The organism is Vibrio zhugei, from assembly GCF_003716875.1.
GTDB classification, from domain to species: Bacteria; Pseudomonadota; Gammaproteobacteria; order Enterobacterales; family Vibrionaceae; genus Vibrio; species Vibrio zhugei.
Window position 1 is genome coordinate 313,382 of sequence record NZ_CP033078.1, and the last position, 20,470, is coordinate 333,851.

Below are 20,470 nucleotides of genomic sequence, written 5' to 3' on the forward strand. Positions count from 1 at the left end.
AGTACTTGAGTGTGTGAGAACGGCTTACGAGCCAAAAAAACAGCTTTCCAGATTGCATGAGTATCGCGTAAGCGGTAGTCATAAAGAATTTGCTTGGCGACCATAGCATTTTGGCCCCACCTGATCCCATGCCGAACTCAGAAGTGAAACGAAATAGCGCCGATGGTAGTGTGGGGCTTCCCCATGTGAGAGTAGGTCATCGCCAAGCTTTAATTAAGACATAGCGTGATTAACGTTATGGAAAAACCAGTTTGCGGAGCGGTAGTTCAGCTGGTTAGAATACCGGCCTGTCACGCCGGGGGTCGCGGGTTCGAATCCCGTCCGTTCCGCCATTTGTTTTGAAGCCTCGTTCGATTGAACGAGGCTTTTTTTCGTCTAGAATTCTGATAGTTATTCATACATTTCCCTTAAACTCTCCACCTTAATTTTACACGTTTACGACGAGAGTCAGACCTATTTGTGAGGTACTGTTAAATCCTTGTGAATAACGAGCGTTTTTCTTTTCTTCCTGCAAGCCGAGTGTTAATTTGAATAACAAATGTCTCGCACCAATTTTTTAATGGAGTTTTAGTCAATGAGGTTGTCTTACTTAGCTATTTTGACATCTTGTTTTATTGCTAACGTTGCCTATTCGGAACAACCTGATAATAAGGCAATAAGCGCAGCAGAAAAAAGTGCATCTTCGGATTCATTACTTGAGGAACGGGTAGAAGACGAGAGTAAAGTTATAGATAACCCTTTTGTTATCATGCCATATAAAGCCAACTATCTGTTGCCTGTAACGTACAATCCACACCCTAATGATAAACCGTTTAAAAAAGATAGTGCTTACGCAGATGATTTGGATAAGTTAGAAGCTAAGTTCCAGATTTCTTTTAAAATGCCGCTCGCCATTGATTTAATTGATGATGGTGATTTGTATTTTGCTTATACCAACCAATCATGGTGGCAAGTTTATAATAGAGATAATTCTTCCCCTTTTAGAGAAACTGTTCACGAACCTGATATCTTTATGATATTCCCTAATGATTGGAAAATTGGTGGCTTTACGAACTCGTTTTGGCAGGTGGGTGCGGTACATCAGTCGAATGGCCGTTCAGGTAGCTTGTCACGCAGTTGGAACCGGCTATATGGCTCCATGCTCTTTGATAAAGGTCCTTTAGCAATCAATACCAAGGTGTGGTGGCGTATTCCTGAAAGTAAGAAAAAGAATCCGACAGATGCGACAGGTGATGATAACCCCAATATCACTCACTATCTTGGCAACTTTGAAGTGACTGGTCTTTACGGCGTTGGTGAGCAGCGGTATACCTTTATGTTTCGTGATAACTTAGAGAAGCATAATCGAGGTGCGTTACAGCTGACTTGGAGCTACCCTATCCATAATAATTTGCGTGCTTATGTGCAGTATTTTAATGGTTATGGAGAAAGTTTGATTGATTACGATGTTCATACTCAGCGTATTGGTGTGGGAATTGCGTTGAACGACTTGTTGTAAGGCGGGATCATTATTATCAATAAAAAGGGGAGCTCTCATTGCTCCCCTTTTTTCATCTCACGGAATTTACTGCGGTGTTACTTCTTGCTCGCTTGATTCTGTTTTGTAATGCATATCTTTTTCGGCAATTTTGGCTTTTTCTATCATTGGAGTAATGGTAGAACCTTGAACCAAAATCGAGAATACTACGACGGCATACGTCATCACCAATACCAACTCTTTTACATCGATGAGTTTCTCTGGAATGACGAGAATGCCAGATGGGATCGATAATGCCATGGCCAGAGCGAGTCCGCCGCGTAAGCCACCCCAGGTTAAGATGCGTACTGACCATGGGTTGTAGTTACGATAACGTTTGAAGAAAATATAAGGCACTAGCACACTTAAGTAGCGACCACAAAGGACTAACGGTATGGCAACGGCCATGACAATCCAGTCTTCAACGTGGAATTTGAACAAGAGCATTGACATACCGATCAGTAAGAAGAGTACGCCATTTAAAAACTCATCGACAAGCTCCCAAAAGTGGTCAAGATGCTCTTCACTCTCTTTAGAGAAGCCAATAAAACGTGTCCAGTTACCTATCATGATGCCTGAGATCACCATCGCCAATGGACCTGAAACATGGATAACATCAGCGAAGACAAAGCCAGCGGTTGGAATACCAATGGTCAGTAACAGTTCCATCGAGTGGTCATTCGTGGCACTGATCAGATAGTGGAAAATCAATCCCAAAACTAAGCCATAAATAATTCCGCCAATCGCCTCGTGTAAAAAGAGCTCGATGACACTCCCCACCGTGGGCGCCTCTTTACCAAAAGCGATAGTAAAAATGGTCACAAATATCACTAGGCCAAACCCATCATTGAATAGGGATTCCCCCTCGATTTGCGTAGAAATACGTCGTGGTGCGTTCAGTTTTTTTACAATAGCCAGTACCGCAATCGGGTCGGTAGGCGAGATCAGGGCACCGAAAAGTAAACAATAAATCAGGGCAAGATTGATGCCGAGGAGTTGACATAACCCGAAGAGAGCAAAGCCGATAAAGAAGGTAGAAAAGAGAGTGGCTCCTAGGGCGAGTATGGCTATTTCCCATTTTTGATCTTTTAAGTTGGGAAGTTTTATTCCGAGTCCTCCGGCAAAGAGCAAGAACCCTAAAATACCTTTGAGTAGAAAGTCTTCAAAATTAATACTTGTTACTGTTTCTCTAGCAATCTGTGTGAGGTGGAACCAGTTGTTTTGACCTGCAACTAATATGAGTAAGGATAACAACATGGAACCGGCAGTAATAGCAATCGTAGTTTGCATGTTTCCTATTTTGCTGTTGAAGAAGGCAATCATCATTGCTGCAGCAGACAAGAAACACAGAGTGTAATAAACCGACATAGTTTTCTCTTATGTAACAACTTGTAAACGCAAATTGTCGTTCGATGCTGGGTAAATAGCAACCGTTTTTTTCTCACAATGAGAGAGCCATGAGGACGATAGGGGGCGGCAAATAGAGGTGAATAACGGATTAAGCGAATCTCATCATTGTTATCAATGAGAGTCGCTATCAGAGGGGAAATTATGGATGAAATACCGAGTAATCAGCCGCCCTTAAACACGGTTTAAGGGCGGGCACTCATGGTATTACTCAAATAATTGTTCGTGCAGATGTTGGATGGCTTGCTTGGCCGATGAGGAATCAACTAAGAAACATAAATTATGTTCACTCGCACCATAGCAAATCATGCGGACATTGAAGTCATCCAAGGCGCCAAATACCTTTTTTGCATAACCTTGATTGTCCATATGATTACCAATTAGCGCGATTAAGCTTAAATCATGCTCAACTTTTACTGAGCATAGAGATTGCAGTTCTTCTTGAACCGCAGCCGGTAATTCTGGGGCGCCCCCTGAGGTATCTGTTTTATCCAGAGTGAGCGAGACACTGATTTCTGAGGTCGTAATAAGGTCAATGGACAGTTTATGTTTGGCCAGTATTTCAAAAACTTTGGCTAGAAACCCATAGGATTGGAACATTTTTTCGCTGTGCAGTGTCACCATGGTTTGATTATCACGCAAAGCAAGGGCTCGGAATTGCGGGGCACTCTCAACTTGTTTGCGGATCCATGTACCGCCTTGTTCTGGCGCTTTGGATGAGCCAACGAAAACGGGAATGCCTTGACGCAACGCCGGTAGTAATGTGGAGGGGTGTAAGATTTTTGCTCCAAAATTGGCCATCTCAGAAGCTTCATTAAAACTGATCTCTCCAATTGGAGAAGCGTTTGGAGCAATACGTGGGTCGGTACTATAAATGCCGGGTACGTCAGTCCAAATTTCCAAGCCTGATGCATTCACCGATTCAGCGATCAGTGCGGCCGAATAATCACTGCCGCCACGACCTAGTGTGGTGGTGTTCCCTTGACTATCAGAGCCAATGAATCCTTGCGTCACTACAATATGCTGTTCACACAATGTGGTTAAATGCTCGGAGGCCAAATCACGAATGGTTTCTAATTGCGGCTCGGCCTTACCAAAATTATCATCGGTACGCAGTACATGGCGGATATCGAAGCGTACGGCATCTAATCCTCGCTCACGCAGTATTTGTGTGAGTAAATGTGTCGACATCAGCTCACCACATGAGACTAAGTGATCGGTTAATTTATGACTGGTTTGGTAGGCTGCCGCTTCAGAAGCGCTAGTAATGACATCAATAAAGTGAAGGAGATGTTCTTCCACGCTGCTAGGATCATTGAGTTGCTCGATGATGGTTTGGTGAATCGCGGCAATTTGACCAATCAGAGACGCACGCTCCTGAGGGTTCTCAATACCACTTGATAGAGTAACGAGTAAGTTAGTGACGCCAGAGCAAGCACTACTGACAACCAGTTTCGTCTGTGGGTTGCGTTCGATAATGGCTGCGCAGCGATTCATGGCTGTAAAGTCTGCCACACTGGTTCCACCAAATTTCGCTACATTAAATGTGCTCACAATAGATCTCCCATAACTAAAATAAAAGGTATAACACCTAGGCTTTCACGATTAAAGAGAGGGGGAGAATAAGCGTTAAGAGGCAGTATGATTGGCATAACCTCAGAAGCTCTTCACACAATCTGTGCGACAGTTGAAGGGATTCAGCCCATTCACCCGGTCATAGTATTCCACTGATAAAATGACCTCGGCACTACTCTCCCTCAATGATTTGTCTTGGAGTAGTGGCTCCACAAAACATCTACCTAGGTAGCGCTCCTCTTCTGTTATGTTTTCCATTGAACGGGTTTACGAGATTAATGTCAATGGCTTTGAATAAATATTGCTTAAAAGTGTTTTTTTATTTACATACTACTTATTGATTTTTTCTAACGTCACTCGGGCGGAAGATAAAGCCGCAGAGACGGTATCTGGCGTTAAATCAGTAAAGTCGATGTTAGGAAATAAAAACTCCGCTTCGTGGCGGGTTTGCTCCGCGCGACTGGCCTCTCCCAGAGCTTCGTAAGAAAGAATCAATTTTTTATAAAAAATGGGGCGAGGGGTGTGTTTAATTACCGTTTGTGCCCAATTGACAAAAGGTATGATGTCTTCAGGTTGTTTGGTTTTTAACCCCTTACGTAAATACAAACTATACACGTCCCAGTCATAGCGGTCTTTCCATACTGCCAGATTAGTCACACGGTGAATCATATCTGCGTGCTTGATTGGATCGTGTTCAAAGCGATTTAAAACATAATTTGTTTGTAAGGTGGTCAACATAAAGAAGCTGATCACCAAAGGGATTAATAAAGAAAATATTCTCAATGTCCGGGCTATCGACGCATGAAACGAGAAAGTCCAATGGGACAACGAGCGTTGTTCTATCCAGTAGAGCAAGATTAAAAAGGTGATCCAATGAGCGGCTGAGTGGTAAAACGGGTACTCCAGTTGTGTGTGCAATGTAATTGGGATGAGAAGCGCAAGTAGAGCAAGACGAGTGCCTTTTTTAGCAGACAAGAGACGAATAATGACTAAGCTTGCCGCAATCAGCATACCCAGCACCGGCACCACGCCACCTTCAACGCCCCAGTACATCAGCTCATTATGAGGGTGATCCATCGATGGAAGGCCAGGAGGATAACTTGGATTTAATTGATGCTGGCGAGCGGTATAAAGAATGTATTGAGATTCAAATCGTCCATAACCATATCCGGTAAATGGCTTTTCAATGATCATGTCTAGCGTTTGAGGAAAGGTATAACGGCGCGGACTTTGTAAGTCGACTTTATTTGCAACAAAACCTGATACGCCTTGTTGTTGCATTGAGAATAAGGCAATGCAGACGCCTGTGATGATGGCGATGATCCATAAAATAAAACGCTGCCTAGAGGCGTATTTTTTTAAATAGGGTAATAAACACAGAATGCCAAGAGAGGAGCCCAACCAACCTGTACGTGAGGCTAAAACGGTTAATAGGAAAGCGCTGGCCAAAGAGGTGGTATAGAGCAGGGCGGTGTGTAGCCAATGCTGATCATATTTTTTAGGCTGTCTTGCTAATAGATAACCGGCCACCAATAAACCCGTGGCGAGAAAGCTGGCCATCACATTGGGCTGATGAAATACTCCGAAAGGGCGAGTAAAGCGGTCGAAGCGAACTAAGATTTCCGGAGCAAGGACGAAGTATTGGTATAGGCCGATACAGGCTTCGATGAATGTACCAATAACGATAAACCATAATAATCGTTGTTTTTCTCGATTCGAAAAACGAAATTGCTGGAGTAACCAAAAAAACACAAAACCTGCCCATAAGCCCATTAATCGCAGGGTGGAATGTTCAGGCGCGGCATTATGGTAGAACACCGGTACGGTCATGAGAAGGCACGCGATAAACAGCCCAAGAGTCAGCTTAGATACTCGTATCACTTTATTGTTAGCAAGCTGATATAGGCCGATGCCAAGCACTAAACTGATGGCAATCCATGAGGTATCATTGGATGATAATGCTAATCCTGATCCGCCTGGGTTCGACATGACAAAATGCATGGCATAGACATAAAGTGATGCAATGGCATACAGGAAGGGTTTTGTCAGTGGAATCTTGGGGGGCTTAGGTTCTAGCTGGGTGCCGCCTAGTAGCACTGTTGCCATGTTTTTCTCGCTATCTCCAAAGCAGACCAGCAGGACGCTGGTCTGTTGTTTTTTTATGATTGAACTATTTTAACATAGGCTTTAGGAAATGGGCTGTGTGTGAGCCCTCGATTTCTGCGACCTGCTCTGGTGTGCCTTGGGCAATGATCTCACCGCCACCTTGTCCACCTTCAGGGCCTAAATCGACTATCCAGTCGGCGGTTTTGATCACATCAAGGTTGTGCTCGATAACGACGACCGTATTGCCACGATCACGTAATTGATGCAAGACGGCTAAGAGTTGCTGGATATCTTGGAAATGCAGGCCGGTAGTCGGCTCATCTAAGATATACAGTGTCTTTCCTGTATCACGTTTCGATAGCTCACGAGCGAGTTTTACCCGTTGCGCTTCCCCTCCAGACAAGGTTGTCGCTGCTTGCCCTAAGCGAATATAAGTGAGTCCCACATCGATGAGCGTTTGTAATTTACGCGCGATCGCTGGTACGGGAGCAAAAAATTCACGCGCATCTTCGATCGTCATTTCTAACACTTCGTCAATCGTTTTGCCTTTATAGCGAACTTCCAATGTTTCCCGGTTATAGCGTTTACCTTGGCAAACATCACAAGGTACATACACATCGGGTAAGAAGTGCATTTCCACTTTGATTACACCATCGCCTTGGCAAGCTTCGCAACGTCCGCCGCGCACATTAAAACTGAAGCGTCCAGGTTTATAACCGCGAGAACGTGCTTCTTGAGTGCCAGCAAATAATTCTCTTATTGGAGTAAAGATACCAGTGTAGGTCGCTGGGTTCGAGCGTGGCGTGCGGCCTATTGGGCTTTGGTCAATGTCGATAACCTTATCAAAATGTTCCAAACCTTTAATGCGTTTATAGGGGGCCGGCTTCGAGGTCGTTGCTCCATTTAGCGCGGTATGGGCTATTTTGAAGAAAGTGTCATTAATCAGGGTGGATTTACCTGAGCCAGAAACGCCGGTAACACATGTCATCAAGCCAACAGGGATCGCTAAATCCACATTGTGTAAGTTGTTACCTGAAGCGCCGAAAACGTGCACCATTTTTTTCTTATCAATCGGGGTGCGTTTTTCGGGAATGGCAATAGATTTAATGCCTGTCAGATATTGTCCAGTGAGGGAGTCAGGCGTGTTCATGATGTCATCAACAGTACCTTCTGCCACCACATTCCCGCCATGCACCCCGGCACCAGGGCCAATATCGATCACATGATCGGCCATACGAATGGCATCTTCATCATGTTCGACCACAAGAACGGTATTTCCTAAATCACGCAAGCGTGTCAGCGTACCAAGTAAGCGTTCATTATCGCGTTGATGTAAGCCAATAGAAGGCTCATCAAGGACGTACATGACCCCGACTAGACCTGCGCCAATCTGACTGGCAAGACGAATACGCTGCGCTTCACCGCCAGACAATGTCTCTGCACTACGAGATAAGTTGAGATAATTGAGTCCCACATCGACTAAAAATGTGAGTCGGTCTGAGATCTCTTTAAGAATTTTTTCTGCTATTTTCGCTTTTTGTCCTTCCAGTTTTAAGGTCTCAAAAAACTCTAATGAGCCCGCAATACTCTGTGCGACGATTTCTGGGAGGGTAATATCATTGACAAACACGTTACGAGCTTCAAGGCGCAAGCGGGTTCCTGAACAGGTGGTACAGGACTTGGTCGACACGTATTTGCTTAATTCTTCACGTACCGAGTTCGAATCTGTCTCGCGATAGCGTCTTTCTAGGGTGTTTAAGATACCTTCAAAAGGATGGTGTTTAACGCGGAGATCGCCACGATCATTAACATACTTAAATTCAATTTCGGTGCGTCCTGAACCGTGCAAAATGACCTCACGGATCTTTTTCGGCAGTTCATTAAATGGGGTCGTTAGTTGGAATGAGTAATGCTCAGCAAGTGAAGTTAGCATTTGAAAATAATAAAAATTTCTTTTATCCCAACCCCGAATCGCACCATTGGCTAAGCTAAGTTTTTCGTCTTGTACAACCCGGTCCGCATCAAAATACTGTTGTACCCCAAGGCCATCACAGGTCGGGCAGGCGCCAGCAGGGTTGTTGAAGGAAAAAAGACGTGGCTCGAGTTCACTCATGCTGTATCCACAGTGTGGACAAGCAAAATTAGCGGAGAAAATGTGCTCATCACCGTCACCTTCCATCGGAGCGGCGATCACAATACCGCCTGACAGCTCTAAAGCGGTTTCAAACGATTCGGCTAAACGGAGCTGTAGATCATCGCGCACTTTAAAACGATCGACAATGACTTCGATAGTATGTTTTTTCTGCAGTTCTAATGTCGGTGGATCAGACAGATCGCAGATGTCGCCATCAATCCGTGCCCGAATAAATCCTTGAGCGGCTAGATTCTGCAAGGTTTTAACGTGTTCGCCTTTGCGGTCTTGGATAATGGGGGCGAGCAGCATGACTTTCGCGCCTTCGGGCATCTCTAACACTTTGTCTACCATCTGGCTGACGGTTTGTGCTTTCAAAGGAACCTGATGCTCAGGACAACGAGGCTCACCGATACGCGCATAAAGCAGGCGCAAGTAATCGTATATTTCGGTGATGGTGCCAACGGTAGAACGCGGGTTATGAGATGTGGATTTTTGCTCAATAGAAATCGCAGGCGACAAGCCTTCAATATGATCCACATCGGGCTTTTCCATCAATGAGAGAAACTGCCGCGCATAGGCGGATAATGATTCTACATAACGTCTTTGACCTTCAGCGTAGAGCGTATCAAAGGCAAGCGATGATTTTCCTGAACCGGATAAACCAGTGATCACGACCAGTTTGTCTCTAGGAATTGTGAGATTGATATTTTTGAGATTGTGAGTTCTAGCGCCACGTATGTCGATTTTATCCATCAGTTTACTCTATAGGTGATACCGAGAGTGTCAGTATTACATAGAGTGAGTTTTGTGCAAAGGTGGTACTGGATAAAAAAACAGTGTCATTCCAGTGAGTGACACTGTTTGGCATGGCGATAGCCATCGTGTAGTAACGTGCTATCTCTTCTCTCTAAATGTTGAGAATTGATTGAGTGATACCGTTTTTTCATTTTTTTTGTACAGATTCTCGTAGCAATAGTTCGTGGCCTCGATGTAGCCTTCCACACTGCCGCAGTCAAAACGATGGCCTTTGAATTTATAAGCTAGCACGCAGCCTGTCTTGGCTTGTCTGAGCAGTGCGTCGGTGATTTGTATTTCACCACCTTTGCCCGGCTCGGTATTCTCAATGATCTTAAAAATATCTGGGGTTAAAATATAACGTCCTATAATAGCGAGATTACTTGGTGATTGTTCTGGATCGGGTTTTTCTATCATGTCGTCAACGCGATAAATATTATCTTTGATCATTTCGCCAGAGATGATGCCATATTTATGCGTTTCATCTTTAGGGACTTCTTGCACAGCCACGATCGAGCAGCGAAATTGCTTATACAGTGCCGCCATTTGGGCGAGCACACCTTGATCTGGGTTGACGCATAAGTCATCGGCAAGTATCACGGCAAACGCTTCATCGCCTATTAATTCACGACCCGTTAAAATGGCATGACCCAAGCCTTTCATTTCACGTTGACGAATGAAAGTAAAGGTGGCTTGATCCATGACATCACGAATATCGACCAATAATTCTTCTTTGTTGGTTCCCTGTATTTGATGCTCCAACTCATAGTTTTTATCAAAGTGATCCATGATGGCATATTTGCCCCGGCCAGTGACGATACACATGCTATCGAGTCCGGCTTGGATCGCTTCTTCGACCCCGTACTCTATAAGGGGCTTATTAACGACAGGCATCATTTCTTTGGGCATTGATTTGGTTGCAGGTAAAAACCGTGTTCCATAGCCGGCCGCAGGGAAAAGACATTTTCTAATCATCGTGAAAACCTATAACGTTGTTTTTAAAGTCATCCCTAAGCATAGCAAAGATATATGACAAGACGCAGACGAGCGCTCGGCTCGGCTTAAGGTCTTAGCAGGTCGATAAATGGCGCTTTGCCCAGGCGATGGCTTGCAGGCGATTTTTTACCTCTAATTTGCGATAAATATTGTGCAAATGAGATTTGACGGTCACTTCACTAATACAAAACCTATCGGCAATTTTAAGATTACTATGGCCGGATAATAGTTCGCGTAACACTTGTGATTCACGCGGGCTTAACGCAGTGCCTGTATTGATGGGGGCCGGATACTGCTCTTGATAATAATTCAGTAATTGATGGCAAATTGTCTTTGGAATGACGATCTGACCGCAGAGAATACGTTGCAAACCTTGCCGAATTACTGAGTGGGTATCGTCAGTGTAAAAAATGCCGCGCAGGCGACCGAGAGATAATAGCGCCTCAGTACGGATTCGTTGCGGTGCATTATAAATCACAATATCACACGAAGTGGTGGGAATTGACTGTGGGGAAAGCCCACGTCGTATGGTTGAGCCATCTTGGTAGTCGAGTAAGAGACAGCGATGTGATTGTATGGGGGCGCTCAGTAGCTCATCGACTGAGCACCAAACAAAGGGATGGTTCAGTTCGGCTAATACGCCGGCCATGTAGGACTGAGCTGGCAAGCGGCTCTGAGTAATGAGCGTAATGTGATCGGAATAGATGGATGATTGCATACATATCTCCTCAATGAAGATTGATAGTATTGGTCAGCATGAGCATTGAAACGAAGCTGGATTGCCTGATTTGCGTATCAACACGGACGATTTATTACCGCACGATGTAACGCGAGAAGAAGGATTGGATTCAGTTCGCAAATTGGTTGATATTTAGGTGAAGCATTCTCATCTTTATTCACAATAGTCAGTGATTGGTCAGGACTCGAAAGCATGATATCCTAGCCCACTATATTTCATTTCATTCTCACAGTTGAAGACGGAGCAGAACATGGCAAGCCGCGGTGTGAACAAAGTAATTTTAATTGGTAACTTAGGTGGCGATCCTGAAGTTCGTTACATGCCAAATGGTAGTGCAGTTGCAAACATCACTATCGCTACATCAGATTCCTGGCGTGATAAAGCAACCGGTGAGCAACGCGAAAAAACCGAATGGCACCGTGTGGCTCTGTTTGGAAAACTTGCAGAAGTAGCCGGTGAGTATTTGCGCAAAGGCTCTCAAGTGTATATTGAAGGTCAACTGCAAACGCGTAAATGGCAAGATCAAAGTGGTCAAGACCGTTACACAACAGAAGTAGTTGTGCAAGGGTTCAACGGCGTGATGCAAATGCTGGGTGGACGTAATGGCGGTTCAGCTCAGCAAGGCTCAGGCATGGGAGGTCAATCTTCTCAGCAAGGGGGATGGGGTCAGCCACAACAGCCCGCTCCTCAGCAACGTCAGCAGCCGATGCAACAGCCAGCTCAGCAACCGGCACAGCAGCAGCCACAGTACAATGAACCACCAATGGATTTTGATGACGACATTCCGTTCTGAACTAAGACAAAATAAAAAATGTTGAAAAATACACTAAAGGCCGCTAATAGCGGCCTTTTCTTTTATTGGCTGAAAAAAAGTGTTTATTTTTTTAGGTTGGGCGTGTATATTATTAACTTACAAGTTTTTATGTTGATTTTTGGATTGGGTATGAAGATTGAGATAAAGAAGTTTATGAGCGGTGAGCGTTATGTCTTTTTACTAGACGATGACGGCATGCCTGATTTTTGGGTAACGCACTTTGTCACTATGAAACTCCGAAAGCATATAACGACATCTTCAATTCAGCAGTATCTAAAGTCCATCAAACACTTAAAACTTTGGGAAAGTATAAATGGCAGAGATCTGCTTGAAGAAATTTACAATGGTGTCATTCCAACTCTTGATGATATCAATGCTCTGAAAGAGCATTGTAGCTATCGAGCTAGCGTCTTCAAAAATCAGACTAAAACAAATGTTACCGATATGGGTAAATTTCATCTTTCTAAATCAAAAGATAAGCCTACCGTCACAAAGTCTCAGTATATCTCTCGCATAGCTCACATTACTGAATATCTGCACTTTTGTGGGATAGAGCGAGTTAAGAAGAAACCTTCCGCTGTGCAGTTATCTGATGCGCTTAATTTAATGAAGACGCAGTTAAAAAGCGACATGCCGAAGGATCGCTTAAAAAGCAAGCAAATGGCTTTAGATAAATCAGGGATACCAGATGATGTATTTGAAGATTTTGTTGCCGTGGCCAAACCCAACTCTGAACACAATCCCTTTCGTAACCCTGTCATTCGGTTTCGAAATTACCTCATCGTTCAAATCTTGTATGAAACGGGATTTAGACGCAGTGAACTAGCAGCTCTAAGAATTGGTGACATCGGTACTGACACTGACAACCCCACTTTATCAATTGTACGCAGACATAATAGTAAAGAAGATCCTCGTTTAGATGAGCCTACAGCGAAGACGCTTGGTAGAACCGTCCCAATCTCGAAAGAACTGAGAGATTTGCTAAATATCTACGTTAAAACACATCGTTTTCATACAAAGGCGGCCAAAAAACATCCATTTATATTTGTCTCTCACAAAGCCAAAAGTGGAAGCCATGAATCAGGTCAACCGCTTGTAAAACAAACGATAAACGATATTTTTAATCGTATTCGCAAGGTTAATTTTGAACGTTTTTGGGGGATCACGCCACACAGCTTTAGGCATTATTTCAACCATCAGCTATCCAAATGTATTGACCAAGAAAAAAAAGCGGTTGAGGAAGAAGTGAAGCGATTAGAAGCCGAAGGGAAGCCCCAAGCAGCCAAACTATATGCAGATGAAAATAAAATCACCGAACAGCGTGAGCTAGAGATTAGAGCTGAGAAGAATGGACATTCCGACCTAAACTCTGGCAGACCTTACTTGAAACGAACAGTTATAGAACAAGCCAATAAGATGCGGAGAAAGATGCATGAAAATTTAAAACATAAGGCTGAAGTAGGTGTTTATGGCTATTAATACGAAAAAAAAACAGTGCTTATAGAGATATAAAGTCAAAGTCAGACAAGCGACTAAGTAAAGCTAACTATGAGTTTGACGTTTATTCTGATAATTGGCAGTTGGATACCAATGTGCGTTTGAATTTGACTCTTTTAGAACCATTAAGTCTTACTCCTAAGTTTTCTGAGTGTTTCAGACTTGCTTTAGCGGACTACGCTGCTGAGTTTTCATCTTCTTACACGTCCAATATTTTTCGAGAGTGTCGTGCTCTCTTTGCTTTTGGTGTGACAAATAAAATCAGTGAGAAGCACGTCGTCAATTTTAAGAGCAGCTTGACTAAAAACACAGAATACAAGCTAGGGAGTATCCGTGCTTTTTTGCTTGATTGGCATGACAAGGAAATCTACGGTGTTGATAAGAAAGTTGTTGGCTTGCTCTCAGCGCTCAAAATTTCAGGAAATGAAAAAGGGAAAGCGGTTGCACTTGGTTGCCCGTTTAGCGGTGCTTATACACTGGAGGAGCAATCCGCATTCATTACGTGGTACGTAGATGCATTTACAGAGCAGCTCATTTCATTATATGACTATGCATTTATCATGGCATTGCAGTACACAGGTGCTCGGTCTCTTCAATTAACCCATCTGTATTATGAGGATCTACTCACAAGAACAGAAGCTGGCATTGAGCACTTTGATTTACGAATACCTAACGCCAAAAAACGTAATGAAACGTTTAGAGGGTCTTACCAAATCAAAAAAGATGTGAGTGAAGACCTAATATTGGTGCTGACTGCACAGGCAAAACAATCAATAAAAATGGTTGAAGAACATTTCAACGTTAGCCTTACTAGTCAGCAGAAAAAGCATATCCCCATTTTTATTAATGAGCGAGAGATATCGAATCTCACTGACTTTAGTGCATTCGAAGAAATACAACAGAAAACGCCTGATTTATTGTGCTTACGGACGAGAGGTGCAAATCCATCAGTAGGGTGCATATTTCGGAGCATTCCGATCAGTCATTTCGGGATTATCCGATCACCCATTTCGGTTTAAACCGATCACTGATTCCGCGATTATCCGATCACTTTTAGCCTAACTCCGAAATCGGTGATCGGAATAGCGAAAACCGCGATCGGAATGCCCGAAATCCTTATTTTTTCTCTTTTAAATCAATAGCTCGTTATTCTTTACTTCTTAATCAAGAACGTAAGGAAGCGACAATGGCCAAAAAGAGAACTCCAATGAACAAAATCAAAGAGGTATTACGCCTTAAGTACGACTGCGGTCTCTCAAATCGCAGCATCGCTTCTTGCCTTAAACTCGGCCCGTCCACCATATCAGAACTCCTTACTCGCTTTAAACAAAGCCAGCTTGGCTGGCCTCTACCCGAAAGTTGCAGTGATGCTGATCTCACGCAAGCGCTGTATCACGATAAGAAAACCAGTCGCGATAAAGTCATGCCAGACTTCACTCAATACGCTGTTGAACTCAGACGTAAAGGTATGACGAAAATGTTGCTCTGGCAGGAATATCATGAGCAATATCAAGAACAAGCTTACGCTTACACCCAGTTCTGTGAGCACTTCACGCGCTGGTTCAAAACGCAAAAGCGCAGCATGCGCCAGCTTCATGTCGCGGGTGATAAACTGTTTATCGATTACTGTGGGCCAAGGCTTCAGGTGGTCAACCCTGACACAGGAGAAGTGCGTGAAGCGGAAGTGTTCGTCGCGACCTTAGGCGCATCCAATTACACCTATGTTGAAGCCTTCCCGAGCCAAGGTAAGTCCTACTGGTTAGAGGCGCATGCTAATGCGTTCGAACACTTCGGTGGTGTACCACAGCTCTTGGTTCCCGATAATCTACGTAGCGCGGTCACCAAAGCCAATCGTTATGAGCCGAGACTTAACGACAGCTATCAAAAACTAGCTAATCACTATCAAACCGCCGTAATGCCAGCTCGTCCCTACAAACCAAAAGACAAAGCCAAAGCAGAGAATGCCGTGCTTCTAGTGGAACGCTGGATCATGATGCGGCTGCGACACCAAACCTTCTATACCTTCAAGGCGCTGAATCTCGCTATCCGAGAACTCATGAATGAGTTAAACCAACGTGAGATGAAACAGTATGGCGCGAGTCGTCAATCATTGTTCGATAAACTCGACAAGCCAGCGTTAAAGCCTCTCCCCAAACAGCGTTATCTGTATACCGAAACCAAGCGAGCCAAAGTTGGGCCTGATTATCACATTGAATATCACCGTCATTACTACTCGGTTCCCCATCAACTTGTTGGCCACTATGTTGAGCTAGAAGCCACCAATCGTCTGGTGCAGATCTACCACCAAGGTAACTTGGTCGCTCAACATCCACGCAGCCAACGAGAGCGAGGAAATAGCACCAACGCAGAGCATATGCCAAGTAACCATCAACATCAAAAGTGGTCCCCTGGACGCTTGCTCAACTGGGGAGCCAATATCGGCCCGGCTACACGAGAAGTCATCAATAAGATGCTCAACTCCAAACCTCATCCAGAGCAGTCGTATCGCTCCTGCCTTGGGCTGCTCAATCTGAGTAAAGCGCATGGTGAATCACGCTTAGAGCAAGCCTGTAAAGATGCGCTGATGCTGACAAAACCGAACTACACCTTCATAAACAATCTACTGAAAAACAATCGAGAAGGACAACTGAGCAAAGACAACACGAGCACGCCGAACCTTGTTCATAGCAATGTCCGTGGCCCGAACTGTTATCACTAGGAGAAAGGATATGAACACACTCAATAACCAACTAAAAACCCTGCGGTTGAGCCATGCGGCGAAAGCGTTAGAGCAGCAACAAGAGCAACTGACGACCTACGCAGAGCTGGACTTCGAGGAGAGACTAAGCCTGCTTCTGGAAAGCGAAATCTTGAATCGCAATCAGACCAAAATCCAACGCTTAAAACGACAAGCCAAATTAAGAGTGGATGCACAGCCGAGCCAACTCGTCTACAAGGAGGGACGAAACCTCAACCGTAAACAAATGAGCGAACTACTAACGGGCAGTTATCTACACAAGCACCAAAACATCTTGATCACAGGCCCAACAGGAGCAGGTAAAACGTATCTTGGTTGTGCACTGGCAACCAGTGCCTGCGACCAACAACAAACGGTCAGATACTACCGATTAACTCGCTTGCTTGATGACCTGACCGCAGGACGTCTGGATGGCAGCTATCAAAAACAACTTCAATCGTTGGCTAAGAAAGGCTTACTGATCCTCGACGACTGGGGGATGGAAAAACTGACTCAGGAACACGCGGGCCACTTATTAGAAGTGCTTGAAGATCGTTACCAAAACAGCAGCACAATCGTCATCAGCCAATTACCTGTAAAAGAGTGGTACAACATGATCGGCAACGCCACCGTCGCAGATGCTCTCATGGATCGGCTGGTACACAATAGTCATCGAATAGAACTGGGAGGTGAATCAATGAGAAAACTGGCGCAATCCGATCACTTAGAGTAAAAATAGGAAGAGAGAAAAATGACAGGATCAGGTGATCGGAATAAACCGAAACAAGCGATCGCAATCACCGAAATACGCATAGGGGAAATAACACGAAGATTAGCTCGGCTTTGCCCCTTAAAAACAACCCGAATTAAAGTGGGTGGGGATTATGGAGATTTGCATATTAATCCACGTCGATTTCGTTACACTCATGCGACGAACATGTCTATGCTTGGAGCCAGCGAGCATACGATAGCTGAGGAGTTAGGGCATGAAGATACTCAACAGGTCACCGTGTATACCGAGTTTAATGAAGAGATGGCGGATAGAATCGACGAGGCGCTAGCTACCGATCTTACCCCATTAGCTCAAGCTTTTTCTGGCACGTTAATAGACAGTGAAAAAGACGCAATTCGAGCTAACGATCCCCGAAGCAGAATTAATAATGACGAAGGCAACCCTTTAGGAAATTGTGGAACATTTGGCTTTTGTGCTAATGGCTCTGTGCATTGCTACACATGCAATAAATTTCAACCTTGGTTAAATGCTCCTCATGAGAAAATGCTGAAAAGCGTCGTTTTGAAACGAGATCGAAAGCGTGAAATGGGAGCCAGTGAGTTTGTTTTACAAGGACATAACCGCAGTATCAATGCTATTAAGGCGGTCATTCTAAAGTGCAACGCAAGAAAGCAAGAGTTAGAAAATGAAGGAGCCTTAAATGTCTAATGTTTTGCTGTTTACTCCTAAGCATCAAATTGATTTTCAAAAAAATTATGATGATTTTATCGCTTTTGCAAAAAATGACCTGAGTCTGTTTGAAGACATTCAGTTCAAAACCCCTGAAGGCATTATTCAGAATGGCTGGGAATGTGATAAGTGGTCGTGGAAGACGGAAAAAGGAAAAAAGCTGACGATTGTTTTTGGGGCAAGTCAGAATCATTCAAAATATACACCTTTCCAGCTTCCTTTTTCTGACTTTGCGAAAGCATATGTTCGCTACCAGCAATCGCTTAACAAGAAAGATTCAACTACTTGGGCTTCATCACTTGTATTCCTCTATCAAGCATTAGAAGAGCACGCTGCTCACAATGATAAATCTTCAGTTGATATAATGAACATCAACAATAATGTAATTGATCGCGTAGAGCAGAAGATACGGAGCAGTGATTTAGGCGCTGGCGGCAAACGCAATATCGGCCTTTCGTTCGAAAAGGTATTGAAATTCATCAAAGAAAAACGATTTAAACTAGATCTACAAGATTGGTCGAACCCGTTTCCTCGTCAATCTGACGCGAGCATAAAACTAGACGAAAAAAGTCGCAAGGAAATGGAAGATAAATGCCCGTCAGATTATCAGATGTTGCAAGTAGCAGACGCTTTTCATAAAGCGAAGACACCACGCCAGAAGTATTTTAGTAGTCTTTGCGTTATGTTGATGTGCCAGCCCAGCCGAAATACCGAATTGAATGGTTTGACTGTCAATTCATTACAGCAAAGTGATAAAGGTCGTTGGTACTTGATGTGGCATCCTGCCAAAGGAGGGGATGCCGTTCGAAAGTGGGTGCCAGCTTTGCTAGAAGACGTTGTTAAACAAGCATTTGAAAGACTTGTTGAGATTTCTGCTCCAGCCAGATCTGCTGCAAAATTTGCGTACGACAATCCTGATCTGTTCATGTTGGCTAGTGACTCAGAAAGCTCTCAAGACAAGCCTTTGACATATAATCAGTTCGCGAAAGTAATGGGATTTAAAACAGGTAAATCAGAAAGAGGAACCGACATCACTTGGACGACGTATGGTAGCAACGTCAAGTGGTTAAATCGTTTAATTAGCGGCTTGAACAATGTGAACGATTGGAAAAAGGACTTGTGTCAAGGACACATCGTTCTCCCGAACAATGAGATCGTAAATAGATACACTGGTAAGCCAACAGGAATCGTCATTCGATTTCCTAGTTACAGGGATCTCCGTTCTGTTATTGATGAACAATATAAGACGCTGGATTTCCCAAATTATGGCGACATGAAAGTATGGGATTGCATCACATTAGTCAGAGATCATGAATTTCACAAGGAATTCGCGGTTAAGCCCTTCTCATGGGTTCATCTTGGACATGGCTCTCTGAGTGATGCTATCGGCTCTGACAGAGGCATAGAATCAATTTTTGATGAGCTAGGTATCACAGATGAAGATGGGACACCTCTCAAGCTAAATAGTCACCAATTTCGTCACTGGTTAAACACGAAATTAAAGTTAGCAGGTGAAGCTGATTGGCTTATCGCCAAATGGTCAGGGCGAGCTGATATCAAGCAAAACAAAGCTTACGACGGACGAACTGAAAAGCAAAAGTCACGTCTAACTCAGCGTATTGGGCATGTTACGATTGGATCTGGTGTCATGACTGTTGCTCAAGCTAACCAGTTGTTAGAACCATACACTGCCGAAGCGCCGCCACCGCCAATGGTTTTACATGACCTTGGACTTCCCATCTCACTGAAAGCTCTTGGGGTTGATAGGGATGGTGTTGCTCAGTTCACGGGGTTAGGCTTCTGTGTTCATAACTATGCCGAAAGTCCATGTGTTAAAAATGGTGACTGTGAGGTCTGTAATGAACATGTTTGCCTTAAAGGTATGCCTCACTCTCTTGATGAGTTAAAAACTCTTGAAGCGCTATATGAAGAGCAATTGAGGCATGCAAAAGCCGCCACAGAAGATCAGGTTTTTGGAGCGGATAGATGGGTTACAGCTCTGGGCTTTCGATTGTCTAAGATAAAAACACTCATTTTTCTTCTTGAAGATCCAAAAAAAGCGGATGGCGCACACGTTAGAATACCTGATGAACTATCACCATCTCCTGTGAAGCGCTCACTGAATATAAATGAACAAAGCGCTATCCAAGGGTTTGATCTTATGGCTTTAGCACTATCTGATATGAGGGAGGCATAATGGCTTTTGTTCCAGATAACAAAGAAACGATACTGGCTATCATCGATGGGTGGACTGGCAAACTTAGTTATGAGCTTTTGGCTGAGAAATTACAGTTAGAACTTGGCCTAAAAAAGCCGCCATCACGTTTCACATTCACCAAGTATGATGAAATTAAGCATGCTTTTGATTTGAAGAAAGAGCAGCTAAGGCAAAAGAAATCAGAAGCTATCCAAGATGCCAAGTCGTTGTTCGAAAGTACTGACAAATTAAGTGATCTTATCTCTAATCTAGGGAATGATGACGTAGCGATTGCAGAATTAATCAAGCAAGTAGAAAAGCTTGAAAAAGAGAATGAAAGGCTTAGTTCAGAAAATAAAAGGCTTAATTCTCAAAATGATATGTTGCTTGAAAGGTTTGCGAGATGGCAATACAACCTTCAGAAAATGGATGGCGTTGATCTCAATAAGTTAGTTTCTACACTTGATGATGGCCTGCCTGCCAAGTCCAAATAAT

The 20,470-nt window shown here is 43.9% G+C and carries 15 protein-coding genes, 1 tRNA gene, 1 rRNA gene and 1 riboswitch; of the genes, 11 read left to right on the forward strand and 6 right to left on the reverse strand.

What is annotated here, in order from left to right:
- The first annotated feature begins 92 nt into the window (after positions 1–92).
- The 3 genes from rrf (at position 93) to EAE30_RS06600 (ending at position 1,498) form a co-directional block, all read left to right on the forward strand.
- Positions 93–208: ribosomal RNA gene (rrf, locus tag EAE30_RS06590) — 5S ribosomal RNA — on the forward strand.
- A gap of 47 nt (positions 209–255) precedes the next feature.
- Positions 256–332, forward strand: a tRNA-Asp gene (locus EAE30_RS06595).
- A 242-nt stretch (positions 333–574) separates the two neighbouring features.
- Positions 575–1,498 (forward strand): phospholipase A, encoded by a 924-nt coding sequence (locus EAE30_RS06600; protein ID WP_123015241.1) that lies wholly within the window; start codon positions 575–577, stop codon positions 1,496–1,498.
- 66 nt (positions 1,499–1,564) lie between these two features.
- On the opposite strand, the gene EAE30_RS06605 is transcribed toward EAE30_RS06600, so the two are convergent.
- The 6 genes from EAE30_RS06605 to EAE30_RS06630 all read right to left on the reverse strand — a co-directional run bounded on the left by EAE30_RS06605 (position 1,565) and on the right by EAE30_RS06630 (position 11,247).
- Positions 1,565–2,884, reverse strand: a complete 1,320-nt coding sequence (locus tag EAE30_RS06605) for a cation:proton antiporter (protein ID WP_123015242.1) — start codon at positions 2,882–2,884, stop codon at positions 1,565–1,567.
- Positions 2,885–3,130: 246 nt separating this feature from the next.
- Positions 3,131–4,477 carry a lysine-sensitive aspartokinase 3 gene (lysC, locus tag EAE30_RS06610; RefSeq protein ID WP_123015243.1) on the reverse strand — a complete coding sequence of 449 codons (1,347 nt, stop codon included), beginning with the start codon at positions 4,475–4,477 and terminating at the stop codon, positions 3,131–3,133.
- Positions 4,478–4,575: 98 nt separating this feature from the next.
- Positions 4,576–4,748, reverse strand: a riboswitch (Lysine riboswitch).
- A gap of 80 nt (positions 4,749–4,828) precedes the next feature.
- On the reverse strand, positions 4,829–6,604 hold the full coding sequence (locus tag EAE30_RS06615) for a PglL family O-oligosaccharyltransferase (RefSeq protein ID WP_123015244.1): 1,776 nt from the start codon (positions 6,602–6,604) through the stop codon (positions 4,829–4,831).
- Between the two features lie 64 nt (positions 6,605–6,668).
- On the reverse strand, positions 6,669–9,491 hold the full coding sequence (gene uvrA, locus EAE30_RS06620) for an excinuclease ABC subunit UvrA (protein WP_123015245.1): 2,823 nt from the start codon (positions 9,489–9,491) through the stop codon (positions 6,669–6,671).
- Between the two features lie 141 nt (positions 9,492–9,632).
- A complete protein-coding gene (gene galU, locus EAE30_RS06625) occupies positions 9,633–10,508 on the reverse strand; it encodes a UTP--glucose-1-phosphate uridylyltransferase GalU (protein WP_123015246.1) in 876 nt (291 codons plus the stop codon).
- A gap of 94 nt (positions 10,509–10,602) precedes the next feature.
- Positions 10,603–11,247, reverse strand: a complete 645-nt coding sequence (locus tag EAE30_RS06630; protein ID WP_123015247.1) for a helix-turn-helix transcriptional regulator — start codon at positions 11,245–11,247, stop codon at positions 10,603–10,605.
- A gap of 271 nt (positions 11,248–11,518) precedes the next feature.
- Here EAE30_RS06630 and EAE30_RS06635 point away from each other — a divergent pair, with 271 nt between their 5' ends.
- The 8 genes from EAE30_RS06635 to EAE30_RS06670 all read left to right on the forward strand — a co-directional run bounded on the left by EAE30_RS06635 (position 11,519) and on the right by EAE30_RS06670 (position 20,469).
- Positions 11,519–12,061, forward strand: coding sequence for a single-stranded DNA-binding protein (locus EAE30_RS06635; RefSeq protein ID WP_123015248.1), 543 nt, complete (start codon positions 11,519–11,521; stop codon positions 12,059–12,061).
- An 18-nt stretch (positions 12,062–12,079) separates the two neighbouring features.
- Positions 12,080–13,561, forward strand: a complete 1,482-nt coding sequence (locus EAE30_RS06640) for a tyrosine-type recombinase/integrase (RefSeq protein WP_241967722.1) — start codon at positions 12,080–12,082, stop codon at positions 13,559–13,561.
- Between the two features lie 113 nt (positions 13,562–13,674).
- On the forward strand, positions 13,675–14,598 hold the full coding sequence (locus EAE30_RS06645; protein WP_199287076.1) for a hypothetical protein: 924 nt from the start codon (positions 13,675–13,677) through the stop codon (positions 14,596–14,598).
- 167 nt (positions 14,599–14,765) lie between these two features.
- A complete protein-coding gene (istA, locus tag EAE30_RS06650) occupies positions 14,766–16,298 on the forward strand; it encodes an IS21 family transposase (protein WP_123015249.1) in 1,533 nt (510 codons plus the stop codon).
- A 10-nt stretch (positions 16,299–16,308) separates the two neighbouring features.
- On the forward strand, positions 16,309–17,049 hold the full coding sequence (istB, locus tag EAE30_RS06655) for an IS21-like element ISVch3 family helper ATPase IstB (RefSeq protein ID WP_123014102.1): 741 nt from the start codon (positions 16,309–16,311) through the stop codon (positions 17,047–17,049).
- 18 nt (positions 17,050–17,067) lie between these two features.
- Entirely contained in the window at positions 17,068–17,757 is a 690-nt protein-coding gene (locus EAE30_RS06660; protein ID WP_199287077.1) for a site-specific integrase, read from the forward strand.
- Positions 17,750–19,975 carry a hypothetical protein gene (locus EAE30_RS06665; protein WP_123015250.1) on the forward strand — a complete coding sequence of 742 codons (2,226 nt, stop codon included), beginning with the start codon at positions 17,750–17,752 and terminating at the stop codon, positions 19,973–19,975. The genes EAE30_RS06660 and EAE30_RS06665 overlap by 8 nt, the downstream gene beginning before the upstream one ends.
- On the forward strand, positions 19,975–20,469 hold the full coding sequence (locus EAE30_RS06670) for a hypothetical protein (protein WP_089518581.1): 495 nt from the start codon (positions 19,975–19,977) through the stop codon (positions 20,467–20,469). Before EAE30_RS06665 ends, EAE30_RS06670 begins: the two co-directional genes overlap by 1 nt.
- The last annotated feature ends 1 nt before the right edge of the window (position 20,470 follow it).

What these genes read in the sequence shown, in the direction of transcription:
- EAE30_RS06640 (WP_241967722.1), top strand. Translation starts at nt 12,080, where the DNA reads ATGTTGAAAAATACACTAAAGGCCGCTAATAGCGGCCTTTTCTTTTAT.
- istB (WP_123014102.1), top strand. Translation starts at nt 16,309, where the DNA reads ATGAACACACTCAATAACCAACTAAAAACCCTGCGGTTGAGCCATGCG.
- EAE30_RS06615 (WP_123015244.1), bottom strand. Translation starts at nt 6,604, where the DNA reads ATGGCAACAGTGCTACTAGGCGGCACCCAGCTAGAACCTAAGCCCCCC.
- EAE30_RS06605 (WP_123015242.1), bottom strand. Translation starts at nt 2,884, where the DNA reads ATGTCGGTTTATTACACTCTGTGTTTCTTGTCTGCTGCAGCAATGATG.
- galU (WP_123015246.1), bottom strand. Translation starts at nt 10,508, where the DNA reads ATGATTAGAAAATGTCTTTTCCCTGCGGCCGGCTATGGAACACGGTTT.
- EAE30_RS06670 (WP_089518581.1), top strand. Translation starts at nt 19,975, where the DNA reads ATGGCTTTTGTTCCAGATAACAAAGAAACGATACTGGCTATCATCGAT.
- EAE30_RS06630 (WP_123015247.1), bottom strand. Translation starts at nt 11,247, where the DNA reads ATGCAATCATCCATCTATTCCGATCACATTACGCTCATTACTCAGAGC.
- EAE30_RS06635 (WP_123015248.1), top strand. Translation starts at nt 11,519, where the DNA reads ATGGCAAGCCGCGGTGTGAACAAAGTAATTTTAATTGGTAACTTAGGT.
- uvrA (WP_123015245.1), bottom strand. Translation starts at nt 9,491, where the DNA reads ATGGATAAAATCGACATACGTGGCGCTAGAACTCACAATCTCAAAAAT.
- EAE30_RS06600 (WP_123015241.1), top strand. Translation starts at nt 575, where the DNA reads ATGAGGTTGTCTTACTTAGCTATTTTGACATCTTGTTTTATTGCTAAC.
- EAE30_RS06660 (WP_199287077.1), top strand. Translation starts at nt 17,068, where the DNA reads ATGACAGGATCAGGTGATCGGAATAAACCGAAACAAGCGATCGCAATC.
- istA (WP_123015249.1), top strand. Translation starts at nt 14,766, where the DNA reads ATGGCCAAAAAGAGAACTCCAATGAACAAAATCAAAGAGGTATTACGC.
- EAE30_RS06665 (WP_123015250.1), top strand. Translation starts at nt 17,750, where the DNA reads ATGTCTAATGTTTTGCTGTTTACTCCTAAGCATCAAATTGATTTTCAA.